This is a genomic window from Hungatella effluvii, from assembly GCF_003201875.1.
Lineage (GTDB): Bacteria > Bacillota > Clostridia > Lachnospirales > Lachnospiraceae > Hungatella > Hungatella effluvii.
Window position 1 is genome coordinate 12371 of record NZ_QJKD01000001.1, and the last position, 18250, is coordinate 30620.

Below are 18250 nucleotides of genomic sequence, written 5' to 3' on the forward strand. Positions count from 1 at the left end.
ACACCGTTCCTTCTATGGTTATTTCATCCGAACGTAGTATATCACAAGACAGAATGAATGACAATAGCTCCTAAAAATCCGTAGTACACCTCTTCACCAGTCTGCAGGGGACCTGGCTCTTCTGTGCCACCGGTTTTTCCTCGCCCCGCAGAACCGCCATCATCTGATCCGTGGTGATGGCGCAGAGCTCTTCTACCTTGTTGTCAATGGAAGAAAGCTCGGGATCACAGCAGATGGAAAGTGCAGAATTATTAAATCCGGTGATGCAGAGTTCCTCCGGAATCTTTAAAAGCTTGGCGTTAGCGTATTTGATCGCACCCACAGCCAGGCCGTCATCCGTGGCCAGCACGCTGTCGAAATTCAAATCCCGCCTCTCTAAAAGAATGTCTCTCACCGAATGGATCCGGTTCTTTACATAAAGCTTTAAGTCCCCCAGCACAGGCAGTCCATGGTCCTTCAAGGCCGCCTCATATCCCGCCAGCTTCTGATTCGCACTGTAAGAATGGGAATCACACAGAAACAGAATCCGTCTTCTTCCCGCCTCAATCATCTGCGAAGCCACGTCATAGGTAGCGCCGTAATCGTCGCTGAAGGCACAATACACATGATCGCCCTTAATATAACCGTTAATCATAAATACAGGAACCGTCTTCGCCGCATTCCGCACGTAATCCGCCTTCCGGTCGTCTCCGCCCTCGCCGGCATACGTCGATCCTACCAGAATCAGCGCGTCGATCCGCTTATTTAACAGAAGACTCACATACTTTTCCTTATTCTCCTGCCGGGATCCGCTGCAGCAGAGAATACAGTCATACCCGTACTCATGCAGACGGCCTTCCAGGTGAAATGCCGCCGATGCCATATAGGAATCCGATACATCCGGGCAGATAATCCCGATGGTCTTCATGGAGTCCAGTCCCAGACCCCGCGCAAACACGTTTGGCGTATAACCGTTCTCCTCCATGATGGCGCGGACCCTCTGTTTTGTCTTCTCGCTGACACGCGGGCTGTCGTTCACCACACGCGATACGGTGGCAATGGACACCCCTGCAAGCTCTGCTATATCGTAAATATTCATTTTGAACCCTCTTTATCCTGATACACCGACGCTCTGGAATGCAGTGCGAAAGCGCTTACACTTTTTCTTACATTATATCTGATCCATTCATGAAAAGCAACCGTATTCTTTTTATTTTCCCTATTGACGAAGTGACAAAAATGGTGTATGGTTTATGTAAGTACTTACATTCCATATCAATTGGAATATTTAAATTGTAACCCTGAAGCCGTGCGCCGTGCATCTTCTTGTTTTCGAAAAGCGCGAAAACAAGAAGCCCGGGCGTTCCGCCCTATGGTAGTTTATACAGAAAAGTGTTTATACAAGCGAGCTTGTAACACACTTTTCTGCACAAACTGCCGCACAGCTGAATCGTTACATGGAATTGCAGAAAGGAAAGAACGATTATGCAGGACTTTATTAAAATTCACTCCGGGGATAATGTAGCTGTAGCCTTAAAGCCGCTGGCCTCCGGCACCATCGTGACTGTGAATGATCAGGCGGTCACGCTCGTCTCCGATATCCCTCAGGGACACAAGTTCGCTTTAGCCGACATCGCAGAGGGCGCTTCCGTCATGAAATACGGCTGCGCCATCGGAATCGCGAAGGAACCGATTTTAAAAGGAAGCTGGATCCACACACACAATTTAAAGACCGGGCTGGGCGATCTGCTCACCTACTCCTACGACAAACAGGAAACTGCTCCCACGCCGGCGGAGGAACGCTTCTTTAACGGTTATCGCCGACCGGACGGAAAAGTCGGCGTCCGCAACGAGATCTGGATCATCCCAACCGTAGGCTGTGTCAATAACGTTGCCCAGGCCATCGAGCGCCAGGCAAAAAGTCTCATAAGCGGAACCGTAGAAGATGTGGTGGCTTTCCCACACCCCTATGGCTGTTCCCAGATGGGTGACGACCAGGAGCATACCAGAACCATTCTGGCCGATTTAATCAATCATCCCAACGCCGGGGGTGTCCTCGTTCTCGGCCTCGGATGCGAAAACAGCAACATTACGGAATTAAAACGCTATATCGGAGAATATGATGAACGCCGTATCAAGTTCCTGGTAGCACAGGAATCTGATGATGAGATCGCCGACTCTCTGGAACTGATCCGCGAACTGGCCGCTTATGCCGGCAGCTTCGAACGGGAAACAGTCAGCTGCAGCGAACTCATCATCGGCATGAAATGCGGTGGATCCGACGGACTCTCCGGCATCACAGCCAACCCCACGGTCGGTGCGTTCTCAGACATGCTGGTGGGCGCCGGCGGAACCACGATACTGACCGAGGTTCCCGAGATGTTCGGGGCGGAGACACTGCTCATGAACCGCTGTGTCAATGAAGAGACCTTTGAAAAAACCGTTCATCTGATCAATGACTTCAAAAACTATTTTACCAGCCACAATCAGACCATCTACGAGAACCCGTCTCCCGGCAACAAAAAGGGTGGTATCTCTACCCTGGAGGACAAGTCGCTGGGATGCGTTCAGAAATCCGGCAGCGCTCCGGTCATGGACGTCTTAATGTATGGAGAACCCGTTCATACAAAGGGCTTAAACCTTTTAAGCGCCCCTGGTAATGACCTGGTCGCCTCCACCGCGCTGGCTGCCTCCGGCGCCCACATCGTACTCTTCACCACAGGACGCGGTACGCCGTTTGCCTGTCCGGTCCCAACCATGAAGATATCGACCAACACCGCGCTCAGCACGAAGAAGAGCAACTGGATCGATTTTAACTGCGGCAGACTGGTAGAAGACACGGATATGGATACATTAAAGAATGACTTCTTTGATTTTGTCCTGGAGGTTGCTTCCGGAAAGAAAGTGAAATCAGAAGAAGCAGGCTTCCATGATATGGCCATCTTTAAGCAGGGAGTCACACTATAGAAATCATATAAAGGAGAGTATTTCAAATGGAAAAGTTATGTTATGAGACACTGGAGAAACAGGGCTACGACGGATATTTGTTAAAGGACGCACCGGAACGTGTGCTGCAGTTCGGCGAAGGTAATTTCCTGCGCGCTTTCGTGGACTATTTTATTGATATGATGAACGAAAAGGCAGGATTTCATTCCAAAGTCGTTTTATGCCAGCCCATCGCTCCCGGACTTGCCGATATGATCAATGAGCAGGAAGGCTTATATACTCTGTTTTTACGCGGTTTTGAAAATGGAAAGAAGGTCAATGACAAGCGCGTGATCTCCTGTGTCAGCAGATGTTTAAATCCCTATCAGGATTACGACGCCGTTCTCGCCTGTGCGGAGAATCCGGATTTACGTTTCATCGCCTGCAATACAACGGAAGCCGGCATCACCTACGATCCGGCCTGCAGCTTCACCGATGTGCCGGCGGACAGCTATCCCGGAAAGCTGACCCAGTTCTTATATAAGAGATTTGAAACGTTCGGAAAAGAATCCGGAAAAGGCTTTGTCATCCTCTCCTGCGAGCTGATCGACAACAACGGAAAAGAGTTGGAGAAATGCGTCCTGCAGTATGCGGATCAGTGGAAATTAGGAGAAGAATTCGTCAATTGGATCAAACAGGAGAATATCTTCTGCTCCACTTTGGTAGATCGGATCGTAACTGGATATCCGAGAAATGAAGCCGCTTCCATCTGTGAAGAGCTTGGCTACCAGGACAACATCATCGACACCGGAGAAGTCTTCGGATTCTGGGTCATCGAAGGACCTGAGAGTTTAAAAGAAGAGCTTCCATTTGAGAAGGCCGGTCTTCCGGTCCTCATCACCGACGATCACAAGCCATACAAGCAGAGAAAGGTCCGTATCTTAAACGGTGCTCACACCTCCTTCGTCTTAGGCGCATACTTAGCCGGCCAGGATATTGTCCGTGACTGTATGGAAGATGAAGTGATCTGCGGCTTTATGAACAAGACCATTTACGATGAGATCATCCCGACTCTGACGCTCCCGAAGGAAGAGCTTAAGAGCTTCGCCGCTTCCGTTACGGAGCGTTTTAAGAATCCATTTATCGACCACGCGCTGCTCTCCATCTCCTTAAACTCCACCTCCAAGTGGAAAGCACGCGTTATGCCTTCCTTAAAGGGCTATATTGCAAACACCGGCAAGCTTCCGGAATGCATCACCGCTTCCTTTGCATTCTATATCGCATTCTACCGCGGAAAGCAGCTTACCGAAGACGGACTGATTGCAGCGAGACCGGCCGGTAATGAATACACGGTAAAAGATGACCGCCCGATCCTTAAGTTTTTCTACGATCACAGGGAGGACGATGCAAGGACTCTGGTTCACGCAGTCTGCTCCAACGAAGAATTCTGGGGTGAGGACTTAACCGCCATCGCCGGATTCGAGGACGCCGTCGCTGGTTATGTGGCGGATATCTGGGAAAAGGGCGCTTATGAAGTGATGAAGGGTTGTCTGGATAAATAGTATCATAACGAAAAAGAAACAGGGCAAATGCACGAATCCCCACGCGATGCATCTGCCCTGCTTTATTATTCCACACCCTGGCTTCTATTCTTCTTATTCCTCTCACGTCTCCACACGGATCCAACACCTTCCGGCTTCTCCCTTCTCCATACAGAGAACCACTTCCCATCCCTCGAAGCCACCGTTCAGGAAGAAAATCGGATTTACTTCTTCCGGTTCCCTGTCCAGCTCCAGAATTACGTGTCCGCATTCTCCGCAGATCCGGAATCTATTTTTTCCATTCAGACATTCCAGTCCGCCCTCATGTTTTCCAACCAGCGGGATCACCCAGCGTACCTTTTCAGCACACTCTTCCACGACTGCACGGATCATAACCCCGGACTCCTCCATGTGATAACAAAATCTGTATGCTCCGTCCCGTCCGGAAGATACTGCCTTCTGCGACCGGTCTGTCAGATGTCCGCAGGCCTCAAGGCAGACTGCCATTTCGCTCATGGCAGCGTCACGTTTAAAGACGGCTCGGTAATCATATGCACTCGATAAATATGGTTCCCCGCAAGTCTCCAGCCTCATCGTCATAGGTCTGTGACCGCTCTTTTTTAAGGAAAGCTGACCATTGGTGGGCTCGATCAGAGCGTACTCAACGGTGGAGGAAGCCATAATCATTCCCGCATTTCTGTGCCACAGCATGGTCATCGTTCCTCCCGAAGCATGGCCGCCCGGCTTATATTCGATATCGTATGCCGTCACCGTTGCAATAAAACCGCCCCGCGCCATCCGGTATGTGTCAATTACCGGCCAATATTTTATTGGAACCAGGTGCTCCGAGGGAAGCTCTGACGGAGTTACATTCACGGCTCCGGAATCCAGGAGCAGCGCCAGGGCCTTTGCCTTGCAGAATGTATGGTGTACACAGGGCAGCTCCCCGTGCGCATAATAATCGGTGCCTCCATAGAGCAGGCCGTCATGGGTACACTGTTTATATAACTGAATATTCCGGTATGAAGCCTCCGAAAATACCGGTTCCTCATCTCCCAGAAGTCCATAGGCCAGCTGACAGCCATCGGAAGTCCTGCTGCCCCAATAGCTCCATTTGTAGTTTCTTGTCCCTACCGTATTATCCCAGCCTCCATCCGGGTTCATAAATTCCAGATGCGCCCATAGCATGCTCTTTACCTCAGTACGTACCAGCTCATTTTTCCTGATTGTTCCATAGGCCAGAAGAGAAGCCAGACTCTCTTCCACATTATAGCCGATGTCCACGGGCCTGCAGCCTTTTGGTGACACCTCGTCCCTCGGCTTCCCCTCTCCAAAAAACAGACCTTCTTCCGAAACATACCGCACACAAAAATCTGCCATCTCATCCGAACGCCTCAGATATTTTTCCCGCTGAAAATACGTCCCGGTAAGTGCCATCGCCTCCGCGCAGGCGGCATGGTAATTGATATTGACATCAAACTGCGGCGTGATCGTCTGAAAGACCCATTCCGCCGTCGTATATAGCCGCTCTTCCCACAACTCTTTCTCCTGTTCAGAAAGCAGGGAGGCATGAAACTCCAATGCATGGGTCAAAGCAATCACAGAAAAAACGGTAATTCCCGCCCAGTCATTCTGAGCGTCATTATAGTAGCTTCCGTCATCACAGAGCAGATTCTCACTCCACTGAAACAGACGTTTAGCAGCGGTTAAATATTTCTCCTCGTTTAATCGGTCTGCCAGAACCATCATCGGATAGATCGCGTCATGGCATCGCCCATGGATCATCATACAGGATGGGCAGAAGATGCCGCCATCAAGACGTGGATTATTCTCCTCTTTAAACTGAAGCCCGATCAGCCCGTCACACCAGTTTTTTAACAATTCCATGTACTCATTTTCTACATTCATGACTCTGTTCTCTCTCTCAATCTATGTGATATGTCATCCCGTCAAGCTCCATATGAAAACCGGACTTATCTGCGTACAGGCCGCGGACGTCCACGTTGCATTCCGCCCTCACAGGCAATAAAACCGTGGCAAAGTACCGTGTCTCTTCATCACTGTTTCCCCCTCCATCTTTCAAACCGTCATATTCCTTCCTGCATTTCTCCTCCTGGAAATCCAGAATAAGTGAGGGGCGTTTCTGATCCATCACCTCTGAAATCCACCCATTGCGTAAAGATGGTTTCATTCTGCCGTCTCCTGCAATGATTAATGAAGGGGCTCCTGGCTCCCAGAAGACAGTTGTTTGTCCGGCCGATCTTCCCCTCGTATAATTAACCTGAAAATGAAGCTCCACACAGTCCTCTCTCCCTAGCCCCTCTACCCGGTCAATCACCGCAAGGAACGGCTGCACCTCTGAAAAACCGGTAATCAGGACTCTCTGGTGACGGTATCCTTCCAAAATGTGTTCTGCCTCAATCCGGTACAGCCCGGGATTCCGTCTGTTTTCCAGCGAAAACTCCGTAATCTTTCCTCTCCCCTGTTCCCCGTAGCTCCATGAGGATCGGTATTCAAACGGCTCTTTTCCATTGACAGTCAATGTGGTATGGGAAAATGCCGACTTAAGCAGTGCCCTCTCCGGGATTTCATTATAAGTAAAACGCCCCGGATCCGCGATCATATTTCTGCCATACGCCGTAAAGTCGAATCCCCCCGGATCCATATGCGCGTGAGAGTTCTGCACCGGAAGGCGGCAGGCAAAAAACAGGCTGACAGCCTCCCTGTCCCAGGCAGTACGAATGCAAACCTGTGACAGAGGCTTAAACCATGCCGTCAAGGGGAGTCCTGCCTTCCAGCTCTCCTTTTCCCCCTTTCTCATTCTGTTTTCAAACTGCCTCATCAGCTCTTCAAACCGTTCCGGAGCCGGACAGTCCCATATGCAAGATAAAAATACCCCGCGCACGGTATCCTGGCCTGCAAGCCGCACTGCCATCTCTAAAAGCTCTGTATCACCAAACACGAACCACCCGTACAACACACTCTTTATTGGAGCAGCTGTCGCATCCGAATCCCCCCACGGCACCCCCACGCCTGTAGGTCTGCACGTATGAAGCGTATAGATAAGTGCCTGGCGAAGCCCTTCCTCAAATGCTCTGGTAAAGCAGACGTTTCCATTCTTTTCTTTAACCGCCAGAAGGGCACGCAGCAGCAGTACAAGGCACTCATTATGATAGTGAGGGCAGCCTTCCAGCTGCCCCCCGCCCTCTGTATACTGCCTCGCCAGACAGCGTTCCAGTTCCGCCGCGGCCAAAGCACGCCATTCTCCTGCCCCCGTCAGTTCCGGAAATTTACAGGCTGCAAATAACAGTCCGCACATCTCCATCAGATAGTGGTTATGGTCCGCTCCCGGATAGAGACGCGGGCTTACAAACTCCAGCACCTCAGCGTGTTCCGTTACGGACTGCCGCAGTCCTTTTCTGATCTCTTCCGTCACATAAGGAGTATCTTCCAGACAGTCCCCGATCAGATACCAGGACAGGAACATGCGAAAGCCCGCTTCCAGGCTTCGCCAGGGAGCATACTTCGGCTCCCCCGCGTCAAATTTATCAATTAAATCGGCTGTCTGCGATTCTTCGGAATATACCCCCGCACCGCTTAACGGTATAGCAGGCCTTTGGCAGGCCTGCACCCAGTCTTTAAACTCTGTCGTCACCTTACTGGCATACCTTCCGTCTCCCGTCAGCATAAATGCCTCGATGAGCGTCTTCCAGTGTCCCATCCGGTTTAGGACAAAGACAGCCTCCCTGTCTTTCTGCGGCGTCGGATTCTCCTTCCACATCGGCGGATTCCCGACAAACACGGGACTTCCGCCGCTTCCCGGAAGGATCAGCATCCCCTCCAGCGCCAAATCAGCTTCACAAATTATTTTATTTTTCAAATCAGGAATGTGTCGATTAATAAAGGATGCGGTTTCAATCAGACGTTGATTCATGAAGCTTCCCTGCCTTCCTGTATGGCTTTACTCTGCGAGTATCTTCGGTATTTCCTCATTCAGCTGGGCAATTCCGTCATTGACAGATACGGCCCCTGTCATGATACTGTCATGTACCTCGTTTAAAGCAGTATCAATCTGAACGGTCTTTTCATGGACCGGCATCTCTAAGTAAGTGTTTGCCGTATGAAGCGCTTCCCGGCTCTGCTCATCCTGCGGAAAGCCATCCATCGCCGCAAGTTTATCAATGACCGCTTCGGTCTTAACGGCCGGGATAGAACCGCTGTCCGCCACGATCTCCGCGCCTTCCGGTCCTGCCATAAATTTGATGAATTCCCATGCCTCTTCCTTGTGATCGGACATGGCCGGAACTGCAATTCCCGTGATCGTTGCAATGGTAGATCCCGCTTCCACACCCTCGGGATGGGGCATTTTCGCGATTCTCCAGTTGGGAATCTCTGTAAACTCTCCGCTTTTGATTTTATTGATAAATCCGGAAATCTGCCACGTTCCCATGATATACATGGCCACATTGCCCTGGGCAAATGCAGACGAATGATGAAGTCCCGTCGTCTTGAGTTCCGCATAGTTATGGCATACTCCATCCTCCTGCTGCTTTAACACCATCTCATAATACGGTTTCAGGAAATCGTACGTTCCATCCACCATTGTCTGTTTTCCCTCCGTCAGTCCAAGGCATTCCACGCAGGATCTCCAGGTATGGTAATGAGTGCCGTAAACCTCTTTTCCTGGTGTGGTATCCGTCACTTTTCTGGCAAGAGCATCATATTCTGCCCAGGTCATATCGTTGGTCGGACACTCTGCTCCGGCTTTCTCAAATAAGTCCGGGTTATAGTAGAGCACCCAGAAATCACTTCGAAACGGCAGCTCATACAAATTTCCATCGAGTGTCACCTGGTCGGTCAGACCGCCATATCCGGATAAATCAAAGCCATCCCGCTCAATATATCCGGTAAGGGGTTCCAGTACTCCTTTTTTCACCAGTGTGGAATAGCCCGGAACATCCTGGATACACACCATATCAAATTCCGTGTCTTTTCCGGTCAGTTCAATGCTCAGGCTGGTCATATAATCCGTTCCGCCCGCGCTTCCCAGGTCCACCAGCTCAATCTCTGTGTCCGGATGAGCAGCCTCATATGCCTCTGCCATCGTCTTATAATAGAAGACGGAATTTAAATCCCATAAGGCCCATTTAAGAACCGTTTTTCCTTCTCCCTCTGCCTGACCGGATGTATCAGCTGCTGTATCCTCCGACTGTTTTAAGGATCCTCCCTGATCGCTTTTACCACAGCCTCCGAGTGCCGATGCCGCAAGAATTCCGGCCAATACCAGACTCAATACTCTTTTCTTATACATGATCTCTTCCCCTCCGTATCTTTTTTTCATACCAGCCATTCGCTGTACCTGTATTATATAACCTTGTCCCCTCCTGTTTGAATGGAAAAACATTCAAAATGTTTCACTTTTTTACTTTCTTGTACTTTCAATCCGGAAAAGATATACTTTTTTCTCAAATAAAGTAATTTTTTTAGATTGTATTCAAATCAGCCTCAAAATGATGTAGAATCAACTTATTATAATAGGAGGAAGGAACCATGCGAAAAAACAGCCTGCTGAAATCTATCCGCGGCAAAATCACATTCTTCACGGCGGCCCTCACCATCACGCTGACCGTACTGGCCGTCACCATCTGCTTTTATGCGTTTCATTCCTATCAGAAAAAGATGATGATCCGTTCCTCAGAATTCAATCTTCAATCCATTGCAGACAACACCTCGGCGGACTTAAACAATATCCTGTCATTCGTAAAATGGTGCTGCTCCAGCAGTGATGTTGCCGAATATATGGATACCATCCACGGCCAGGGAACACTGGGCCAGATATCATCAAAAAATCCCCGGGTGGCGCAGATGGCATTTGATACGTATGACCGGATCTGGGAAGAATATACCCTGCATAATCAATCCAACTACATCAGAAGACTTATCCTGTCCTCAGATAATCCTCTGGCCTATATGCAGATGTTCTACTCTTCTGTTCCCGACCGTGCAGATGCCGCTTCCCTGATTGCCTCCCAGGATTTCTTCATTCCGCTTTACGAAGCATCGTCATTTCAATGGGATGGGCTTGTACAGAACCCCTTCAACAGGATCAGTGATGAATTCATCATACCAGTGGTTCGACCCATTTACAGCGGCGAAAGCAGCCAGACCACCGGCTGGCTCTACGTAGAGATCTCTCCAGAGCTGATAACAAGCCGTCTAAAAGCCTATCCGCTGGAATCGGACAGCCTTCTCTACCTTACCATCGGCGAGAAGAATTACCTCTGTGATAAGGGTACACTGACGGAATCTCCCTTTGAATATCAGCAGGTGTCCGATTTAACAGGCAGTACCATAAGCACCAGTTCCAAAGCCATGGAAGCCATACTGCCCGGGCTCGGAAAACGCACGGTTCTCACCTGTTCTCTGGGAATTTCCGACTTTCAGCTTACAGAAGTCCTGTCTGTCAGGCGGGACCGTGCCCAGCAGACTCTCTATACCTGTATGATTGCTGGAATTCTGTTTGCCGCGCTTTCCTTCGGTGTCGTTCTCATGTACTTTTTAAACCGGACGATCGTAAAGCCGGTTCACCAGCTCCGCCAGAACATGGATTCCATCTCCCGCGGAAATTTTGATAAAAATCCCGATATAGAATGGGAAAACGAGCTGGGAGAAATCGGGAAAGGGATCAACGACTTATCAGAGAATGTTGTGAACTTAATGAACACCAGGATCGAGCAGGAGAGGCAGAAAAAGGATCTGGAATATCAGATTCTGCAGAGCCAGATCAATCCGCATTTTCTCTATAACACCTTAAACTCCGTCAAATGGATGGCAACCATTCAGGGAGCCACGGGAATTGCGGACATGATGACCGTACTGGCCAGGCTGCTGAAGAATGTGTCCAAACGAAGCGAATCCATGATTACGCTTAAGGAAGAACTGGAGCTGGCAGGCGATTACTTTCAGATTCAGCAGTACCGGTACGGCAGCAGCATCTCTATCCGGTACGAGATCGCTTCTGAAGATTTATTCGGCTGCATGGTACACCGTTTTTCTCTTCAGCCACTCATCGAGAACGCCCTCTTCCACGGTCTTGAGCCGAAACGTGCTCCTGGCACAATTTCAGTATTTGCTTCCTCTGCGGGCTCTGGTGAGACGAAAGATCTCGTTTTATCCGTCACCGATGACGGCATCGGAATGTCACAGGAGACGATTGAAAAAATAATATCCGGTGAGTCTCTGGAAGGCTCAGATTTTTTTAAGCACATCGGAATCAGCAATGTAAATAACCGGATCAAGTATGACTTCGGCGACAGCTACGGAATCACGATCACCAGTGAGCCCGGCGTCTATACCACCATGACGATTCGGATACCCTATATCCGTAAAGAGGAAGGAGTGGAAAAACAGACATGATAAAACTATTGATTGCAGATGATGAGCCGCTCGTTCAGATTGGCATCAAATCCATGCTTGACTGGGAACGTCTTGGCATCGAGATCTGCGGTATCGCGACAAACGGAGAACATGCCCTGGAGCTGATCGAGGAGACTTCCCCCCAGATTGTCATCACAGATATCCGGATGCCGGTCATGAACGGGCTGGAGCTCATCAAGTTGTGTTCAGAAAAATATGGCCGGCTCCCACTTTTTATTGTTCTGACCAGCTATGAGGAATTCGGTCTCGTAAAGGAAGCGATTCATTATGAAGTGATTGAGTACCTGGTAAAGCTGGAATTAAGTGCAGACAGCCTGAAAGCCGCCGTGGACAAGGCCGTCAAGCGCCTGGAGGATATCCGCAAAGCGGAAGACCCGCAGGCAGTGCTCTTAAATCAGAGTATGTCGGAGAAATTTTTTATGCGGCTTTTATACAATTTATTTGACAGCCGGGAACAGTTCGAACTCCAGGCACGGGATTTGAAATTTCCATTTCAGGATTTTTCCTACCAGGCTGCCTGCTGTGAAATCTGTGAGTCTGACCGATTCCCATTGACCCGTGAACAACTGGCCCAGCTCTATTCCGGCTGTCTCCAGATGATCCGTGACGTCCTGACCCGATACTCCAGATGCCATCTCGTGTCTCTGGATCAGAAACATTTTGCAGTCATCTTCTGCCTGCCTTCTGGCGAAGAGTCGGGCGATCTGACGTCCAGAGCTTTAGGAGATGCCAGTTCCATTGTCCATACTTATTTTAATGTGAACTTAAGAATCGGAGCGGGGACTGCCGTGAGCACTCCCTTTGCCGTCAGTGAGTCATATCAGGAAGCGCGCGAAGCCGCCAGAAAGGCTTCCGACAGCCAGCCGGTCATCAGCTTCTCATCCTCTTCCGCCAATTTGCTCCAGAGTTCCTTTAATCTGTCCATCTTTAAACGGGATATGATCCGTTCCTTTGAAGAATTTGACACCGATGTTCTCTCCAGGACGTTAAGTTCCATCATCGAACTGTTTGCCTCCCATCCCAACCGCTATCTGCAGGCCATTGACGGCGCCTGCAACATTATGTACCTGGCCATGTCTCTCCTGCCGGAGGGCGAGGTGAATCTCTCAGAGATCTTTGAAGGCTGGAACGGCTCCTACCGTTCCATTTACCGCTGCAGCAGCGTAGAACAGATCACGGTATGGATGGAAACTCTGCGGGATGGGCTCTGTGAAATATTGAAAACGCGCAAGAAGACGTATAAAGACCATATTGTCACCAATGTCAAGCACTACATCAACGACCACATCGAGGAGCGCCTGACCTTGAATGAAGTATCTGACGTGTTCGGAATCAGCCACAATTACTTAAGCGTCCTGTTCAAGAAAAACTGCGGCATTGGTTTTTCTGAATACATCACTCAGATGAAGGTCACCAGAAGCAAAGCCATGCTTCTGGAAGAGAATTTAAAGATCTACGAGGTGGCCGACCGTCTTGGCTTTGAGACCTCCTGCTACTTCAGCAAGGTCTTTAAAAAGGTGGAAGGCGTGTCTCCACGGGAATTTCTTCAGGAAAAGACGCTGGCCCCGGAACCGGAGCTGTGAAACAGTGAATGCAGTACCAGACCCGGCATGAATGAACCTTCACTGTGTTCATCCATGCCGGGCTTTTCTTTTAATTGTCCGTTCAGAGTCCGTCAGTCAATCAAACACCGTCTTCCAATTCTTATCCGCATACGCGTCAAAGCACATCTCGATCTGCTCCTTCGTATTCTTATCCTCGGCCAGCACCGGCAGTTCATCCGGGGAAAACCACCCGCTCCCTACCGTCTCGATGTTCTCCGCAAACTCACCATCCACGATCTCGCATAAAAAGAACACCTTGCAGATACCGTATGGATATGCCGGCGGATTATGGAGTCCCTTATCGTGAAGCGCCACCACGCGCACCGGAACTACCGTGAGTCCGGCCTCCTCCAGCGTCTCCTTGACGGCGTTTTCTCCCACCGTCTTATTCACATCCACCCAGCCTCCCGGCATGGAATAGCGTCCGTCCATCTCCTTCACCAGAAGGATCTTTCCAGCCTCGATGATGGCAGCTCTCGTATCCAGCTTCGGAGTCTGAAATCCCGTCTCGCTGCAGAATAAATCCGTCACCCGCTCCTTTGACAGGCCGGTATAGCCGCTCATGATCTCTCCCGACAGCTCCCGGATCCGCTCAAACCGCTCCAAGTCAAACCGATCCTTTGAATAAGTGACGCCCGCCTGAGCGATGAACTGAAGCTCCATGGCCCAGGAAATCCATTTTCTCCCTTCATCCTCTGCGTCCAGCCGCTCCAGAACCGACCGCACGGAGGCAGGATCCGGGAAATAATAATCCGCGTGGATATGCCTCACGCTGACGGCTCCCCACAGAGCCAGACCACAGGAGGTCTTCGCCGACCTGGCGCATTCCATGTCGTAGATGCTGTCCCCGATGTAAAGCACCTCCTCCGGTCTCGCTCCGGCCTTTCTCATATAGCACTCCAGGGGCTCCGCCTCCGGTTTGTGGCACAACGTGTCCTCCTCGCAGACGACCGTATCAAAGTATCCGTCGAGCCCCAGACGCTTAAAATCCCGTTCATACTCCGCCCGGCATCTGCTGGTCACAACGCCCAGATGAAACCCATCCGTCCGCAGCCGTTTTAAAAGCAGTTCGATTCCATCAAACACACGGACGAAATCTCTCAGAGCCGCCAGATTTTCCTTCCATCGCAGGAGCATCTCCTCCTCATGACCGGTTTCCAGCCGTTTGAGAGCCGCTGCTCCCGTAATTCCAAGACAGAATGAGAGTTCTGAAAATTCTTTTTCAATCCCCGCGTGTTCTCTCAGTGTTTTCTGAAATGACTGAAGGATTGCTTCCTCCGTATCCAAAAGCGTACCGTCGACGTCGAATACAATATGCTGATATCTCATTTTCTTATCCTCCTGTGTATGATACTATTTAACCATATTCTGTACCCTGGAGCAAGAAGAAAGTTACCGTTCACAAAGGCTGGAGGAAACTGGAACCCGAAAGCAGCGGGCCGGACAGCCGCCGCCGGGAGCGAAGGCTGAACTGCTGCACAATAATAAGGAAAAATGCATAATTGCATTGTAATAGTACACAATTTCCTGTATGATAAAGAAATAACAAATATCACAAAAGAAAAGGGGAACAAGTATGTTAGAGACTTTCAAAAAGCACGTAACAAAAAACCTGATTGGACGTATTGTCCTATCAGCCATCATTATCGGTGCCGTCTTCTTTTTCAGCGGCAAATCAATCCTGATGTTTTTAAAAGGTCCGGTACCGATTACGGCGGGCATGGACTATGACGCTGCCGAAGGCACCTTTGTAAGCTTTGATGCACAGTATATTATCGATGAATATGTACGTCAGACCGAGCGCAATACAGACACCAAAAAAGAAAAACTGAAAAACATCAGCTATTTTGTCTATTATAAGGAGGACGGATACTTTTTCGGAATCGAGGTTCCATCTTCCCAGGAGGAAGAGATGAACCAGTATATTGATGATACGATCAGCTGGTTAAATGAAGAGGTGAGTGAACTCACCAATGTCAAATCCGTTAAAGGAACATGGACAGCACTCACGGGCAAACGGCTTCAGTATTATCAGGAGCAGATCACCGATGATCTTGGCGCAGAATTCCTTGATATGGCGCTTCCCTATTATATTGACACGAATAACGTTGGAGAACGTACCTATGTCTCTATCTACATCTGCCTGGCGGTTATTGCCCTGGCTATTATTTTTCTGATTTACAGCCTTGTTCAATACTTTACGGGCAGCAGCCAGAAAAAATTAAAGAAGTATTTGGAAGCCAATCCAACCGTAACCATGGAGAATCTGGAAGCCGATTTCGCGTCCGCCACCGCGGTATCCGGCAATATCTGGGTTGGAAGGCGCTGGACCTTCCGGATTGCCGGTATCTATGCAGATCTTCTTGAGAATAAGAATCTGGTCTGGGGCTATTACTACTACCGTTCCGGACGCCATTCCGAGAGCGCTCTGCGTCTGTATGACATCAACCAGCATGAACACAGCCTGAATGCATCGGAAAAGCAGGCTACTGCCGCATTAAATATCTACAAACAGCAGCAGCCGCACATGGTGATCGGCTACCAAAAGGATCTGGAGCAATTATATAGAAAAGATTTCCAGGGCTTCTTAAACCTGCGCTATAACCGTCCTGCGGAAGAATTACAGACTGCGCTGGATGAACCGTGGAACTACACGAATCCAGAAGAATAATAACAAACCAATGATGACTCGTACGCGCTGCGCACGGGTCATCGTGACAAGAACAGGAGAGCGCCATGCATTACGACTGCTTGATTGTAGACGACGAGACAGCAATCGCCAGTTCTACCTCGGAATACTTTAACTTATTTGAGCTGTCATCAGCCTATGTAACCAGCTACGAATTGTGCATTAACTTTTTAAAAGAGAATACGGTCTCCCTTCTCCTGCTGGATATCAATCTGGGGGATCAGTCCGGTTTCGGACTCTGCAAGAAGCTGCGTGAACAGACGGATATTCCGATTTTGTTCATCAGCGCACGCACCAGCGACGACGATATCCTGACTGCGTTAAACATCGGCGGAGATGATTACATCACCAAGCCGTACACCTTAAGCGTTCTGCTGGCCAAGGTAAAGGCCGTCTTAAAGCGGTGTGCACGGACTGTGGAAACCGGTCCCCTGCGGATCGCCGATGTCGAGATCGACCTCTCCGCCCACAAGGTAAGTGTGAGCGGAAAGCCTGTCAAACTGAAGGAGATGGAATTCCGGCTGCTTGTTTATCTGGCACAGAATCTTGGACGCGTCGTCACGAAGGAAGAGCTTCTGGAGAACGTCTGGCCGGACCCCTATGTGGGCGAGGGCACCTTATCGGTCCACATCCGCCATCTGCGGGAGAAGATTGAGAAAGATCCCAATCACCCGCTGCTCATCTTAACGGTATGGGGTACCGGATACCGCATGGAGAACGGAGAATGCGATGATTAAGAAAAAATGGACGTTACTGTTTCTGGTTTCCTGGCTCCTTCTCGGCGCCGTCTTTCTGTTCCGGCTTTTTTCCTCTCTGGAGATGCCGGCGATCGATATGGTTTCCATCAACCGCATCGAAAAAGAGACAGCCGCCCAGTGGGAACGGGGAACTTTTTTTAAACCGGATTCCTGTCCCTACGATTACACGGTCGCAGACCTCTCGGGAGCCGTTCTGTTAAAGACCTCTGCCGCCGCTCCTGAAACCATGACAGAGGCGGTCCGCAGGCACGATACCGTACTGGATATCACCATCGGTCAGGCCGTGAAGGGCCATGTGTTCATTGCCACCGGATACGACGCTGCTCTTCTGAAAGCAAAAAAAGAACTGGCCTTTTTTGCCGTTCTTCTTCTGCTGCTGCCGATGATTCCTATTTTGATCTATACCGCTTATTTAAATCATGCCGTTTTAAAGCCGTTTCGGCGGATGAAAGATTTCACCCGGCACATCGCCATGGGCGATCTGGATTTCCCCCTTCCCATGGACAGAAAGCACGTGTTCGGCGCATTTACCGAAAGCTTTGACATCATGCGGGATCAGTTAAGGGAGGCGAGATTTAAGGAAGCAGAGGCGAACCGGAGCAAGAAAGAGCTGGTTGCTTCGCTGAGCCACGATATTAAGACTCCTGTCGCGTCCATTAAGCTGACCAGTGAGCTTCTGCTGGTTACAGAAAAAGAGGAGCCAGTCAGAGAACGCCTTCAGACCATTTACCAGAAATCCGACCAGATCGACCATCTGATCACCAACATGCTTCAGGCCTCTTTAGACGAGCTGGGGGAACTGACCGTAAATCTGTCGGAGGCGAGCAGCCGTTTAGTCGAAACCATGATCCGGGATGCCGATTACTGCGGCAGAATAACGTCATTTACGCTTCCCGGCTGCATTCTCCTCATCGATCCGTTCCGCTTGGAACAGGTCATCGGCAACATCTTAAATAACGCCTACAAATACGCTGGAAGCGATATAAACGTGGTGTCTGACTTAACAGAAGACGGTCTGCGCATCGAGTTTATGGATTACGGAAAGGGAGTCCCCGATGAGGAACTCCCCAGCCTCTTTACCAAATTCTTCCGCGGCTCCAACTCAGACAAAAAAGCCGATGGCTCCGGACTTGGACTCTATATCTCCAAAAATCTGATGGAGCGTATGGGCGGCATCATCGAATGCAGGAACCGCAGTGACGGTTTTTCAGTCATTCTCTATCTTCCGCTTCGCCATCCCGGTACCTGACCGTGCGTCAGGACCGGGCCGGCCTCTGTGTTCCGGGAACGCTGTGCAGAAAGCAATTTTCAGACACG

General features: G+C 49.9%; 12 protein-coding genes. 7 read left to right on the forward strand and 5 right to left on the reverse strand.

The annotated features are described in order from the left end of the window. Positions 1–70 precede the first annotated feature (70 nt). A complete protein-coding gene (locus tag DFR60_RS00060) occupies positions 71–1078 on the reverse strand; it encodes a LacI family DNA-binding transcriptional regulator (protein ID WP_110321058.1) in 1008 nt (335 codons plus the stop codon). Between the two features lie 386 nt (positions 1079–1464). Between DFR60_RS00060 and DFR60_RS00065 the strand changes: the two genes are divergently transcribed. Together DFR60_RS00065 and DFR60_RS00070 are read left to right on the forward strand one after the other, a co-directional pair. Further along, positions 1465–2946, forward strand: coding sequence for a UxaA family hydrolase (locus DFR60_RS00065; RefSeq protein ID WP_110321059.1), 1482 nt, complete (start codon positions 1465–1467; stop codon positions 2944–2946). 26 nt (positions 2947–2972) lie between these two features. Then, a complete protein-coding gene (locus DFR60_RS00070) occupies positions 2973–4466 on the forward strand; it encodes a tagaturonate reductase (protein ID WP_110321060.1) in 1494 nt (497 codons plus the stop codon). A 102-nt stretch (positions 4467–4568) separates the two neighbouring features. On the opposite strand, the gene DFR60_RS00075 is transcribed toward DFR60_RS00070, so the two are convergent. Genes DFR60_RS00075 through DFR60_RS00085 form a run of 3 tightly spaced genes read right to left on the reverse strand, consistent with a single transcriptional unit; the run spans position 4569 to position 9756 of the window. Beyond that, positions 4569–6353: an ulvan lysase-like protein gene (locus DFR60_RS00075; protein ID WP_110321061.1), complete on the reverse strand. Its 1785-nt coding sequence runs from the start codon at positions 6351–6353 to the stop codon at positions 4569–4571. A gap of 16 nt (positions 6354–6369) precedes the next feature. Next, positions 6370–8379 carry an alginate lyase family protein gene (locus tag DFR60_RS00080; RefSeq protein ID WP_110321062.1) on the reverse strand — a complete coding sequence of 670 codons (2010 nt, stop codon included), beginning with the start codon at positions 8377–8379 and terminating at the stop codon, positions 6370–6372. A 27-nt stretch (positions 8380–8406) separates the two neighbouring features. Continuing rightward, positions 8407–9756 (reverse strand): ABC transporter substrate-binding protein, encoded by a 1350-nt coding sequence (locus tag DFR60_RS00085; RefSeq protein ID WP_110321595.1) that lies wholly within the window; start codon positions 9754–9756, stop codon positions 8407–8409. 239 nt (positions 9757–9995) lie between these two features. Here DFR60_RS00085 and DFR60_RS00090 point away from each other — a divergent pair, with 239 nt between their 5' ends. Both DFR60_RS00090 and DFR60_RS00095 read left to right on the forward strand, forming a co-directional pair. Beyond that, entirely contained in the window at positions 9996–11861 is a 1866-nt protein-coding gene (locus DFR60_RS00090; protein ID WP_110321063.1) for a sensor histidine kinase, read from the forward strand. Further along, a complete protein-coding gene (locus DFR60_RS00095) occupies positions 11858–13465 on the forward strand; it encodes a helix-turn-helix domain-containing protein (RefSeq protein ID WP_110321064.1) in 1608 nt (535 codons plus the stop codon). The genes DFR60_RS00090 and DFR60_RS00095 overlap by 4 nt, the downstream gene beginning before the upstream one ends. A gap of 96 nt (positions 13466–13561) precedes the next feature. Here DFR60_RS00095 and DFR60_RS00100 read toward each other — a convergent pair whose 3' ends face one another. Further along, complete coding sequence (locus DFR60_RS00100) at positions 13562–14815, reverse strand: NUDIX hydrolase (RefSeq protein WP_110321065.1); 1254 nt, start codon at positions 14813–14815, stop codon at positions 13562–13564. Positions 14816–15062: 247 nt separating this feature from the next. Between DFR60_RS00100 and DFR60_RS00105 the strand changes: the two genes are divergently transcribed. The 3 genes from DFR60_RS00105 (at position 15063) to DFR60_RS00115 (ending at position 18182) form a co-directional block, all read left to right on the forward strand. Further along, the gene (locus DFR60_RS00105; protein ID WP_110321066.1) at positions 15063–16157 is read left to right on the forward strand and encodes a DUF6709 family protein; all 1095 of its coding nucleotides are present in this window, start codon (positions 15063–15065) and stop codon (positions 16155–16157) included. A 65-nt stretch (positions 16158–16222) separates the two neighbouring features. Next, entirely contained in the window at positions 16223–16912 is a 690-nt protein-coding gene (locus DFR60_RS00110; RefSeq protein WP_110321067.1) for a response regulator transcription factor, read from the forward strand. Continuing rightward, on the forward strand, positions 16905–18182 hold the full coding sequence (locus DFR60_RS00115) for a HAMP domain-containing sensor histidine kinase (protein WP_110321068.1): 1278 nt from the start codon (positions 16905–16907) through the stop codon (positions 18180–18182). Before DFR60_RS00110 ends, DFR60_RS00115 begins: the two co-directional genes overlap by 8 nt. The last annotated feature ends 68 nt before the right edge of the window (positions 18183–18250 follow it).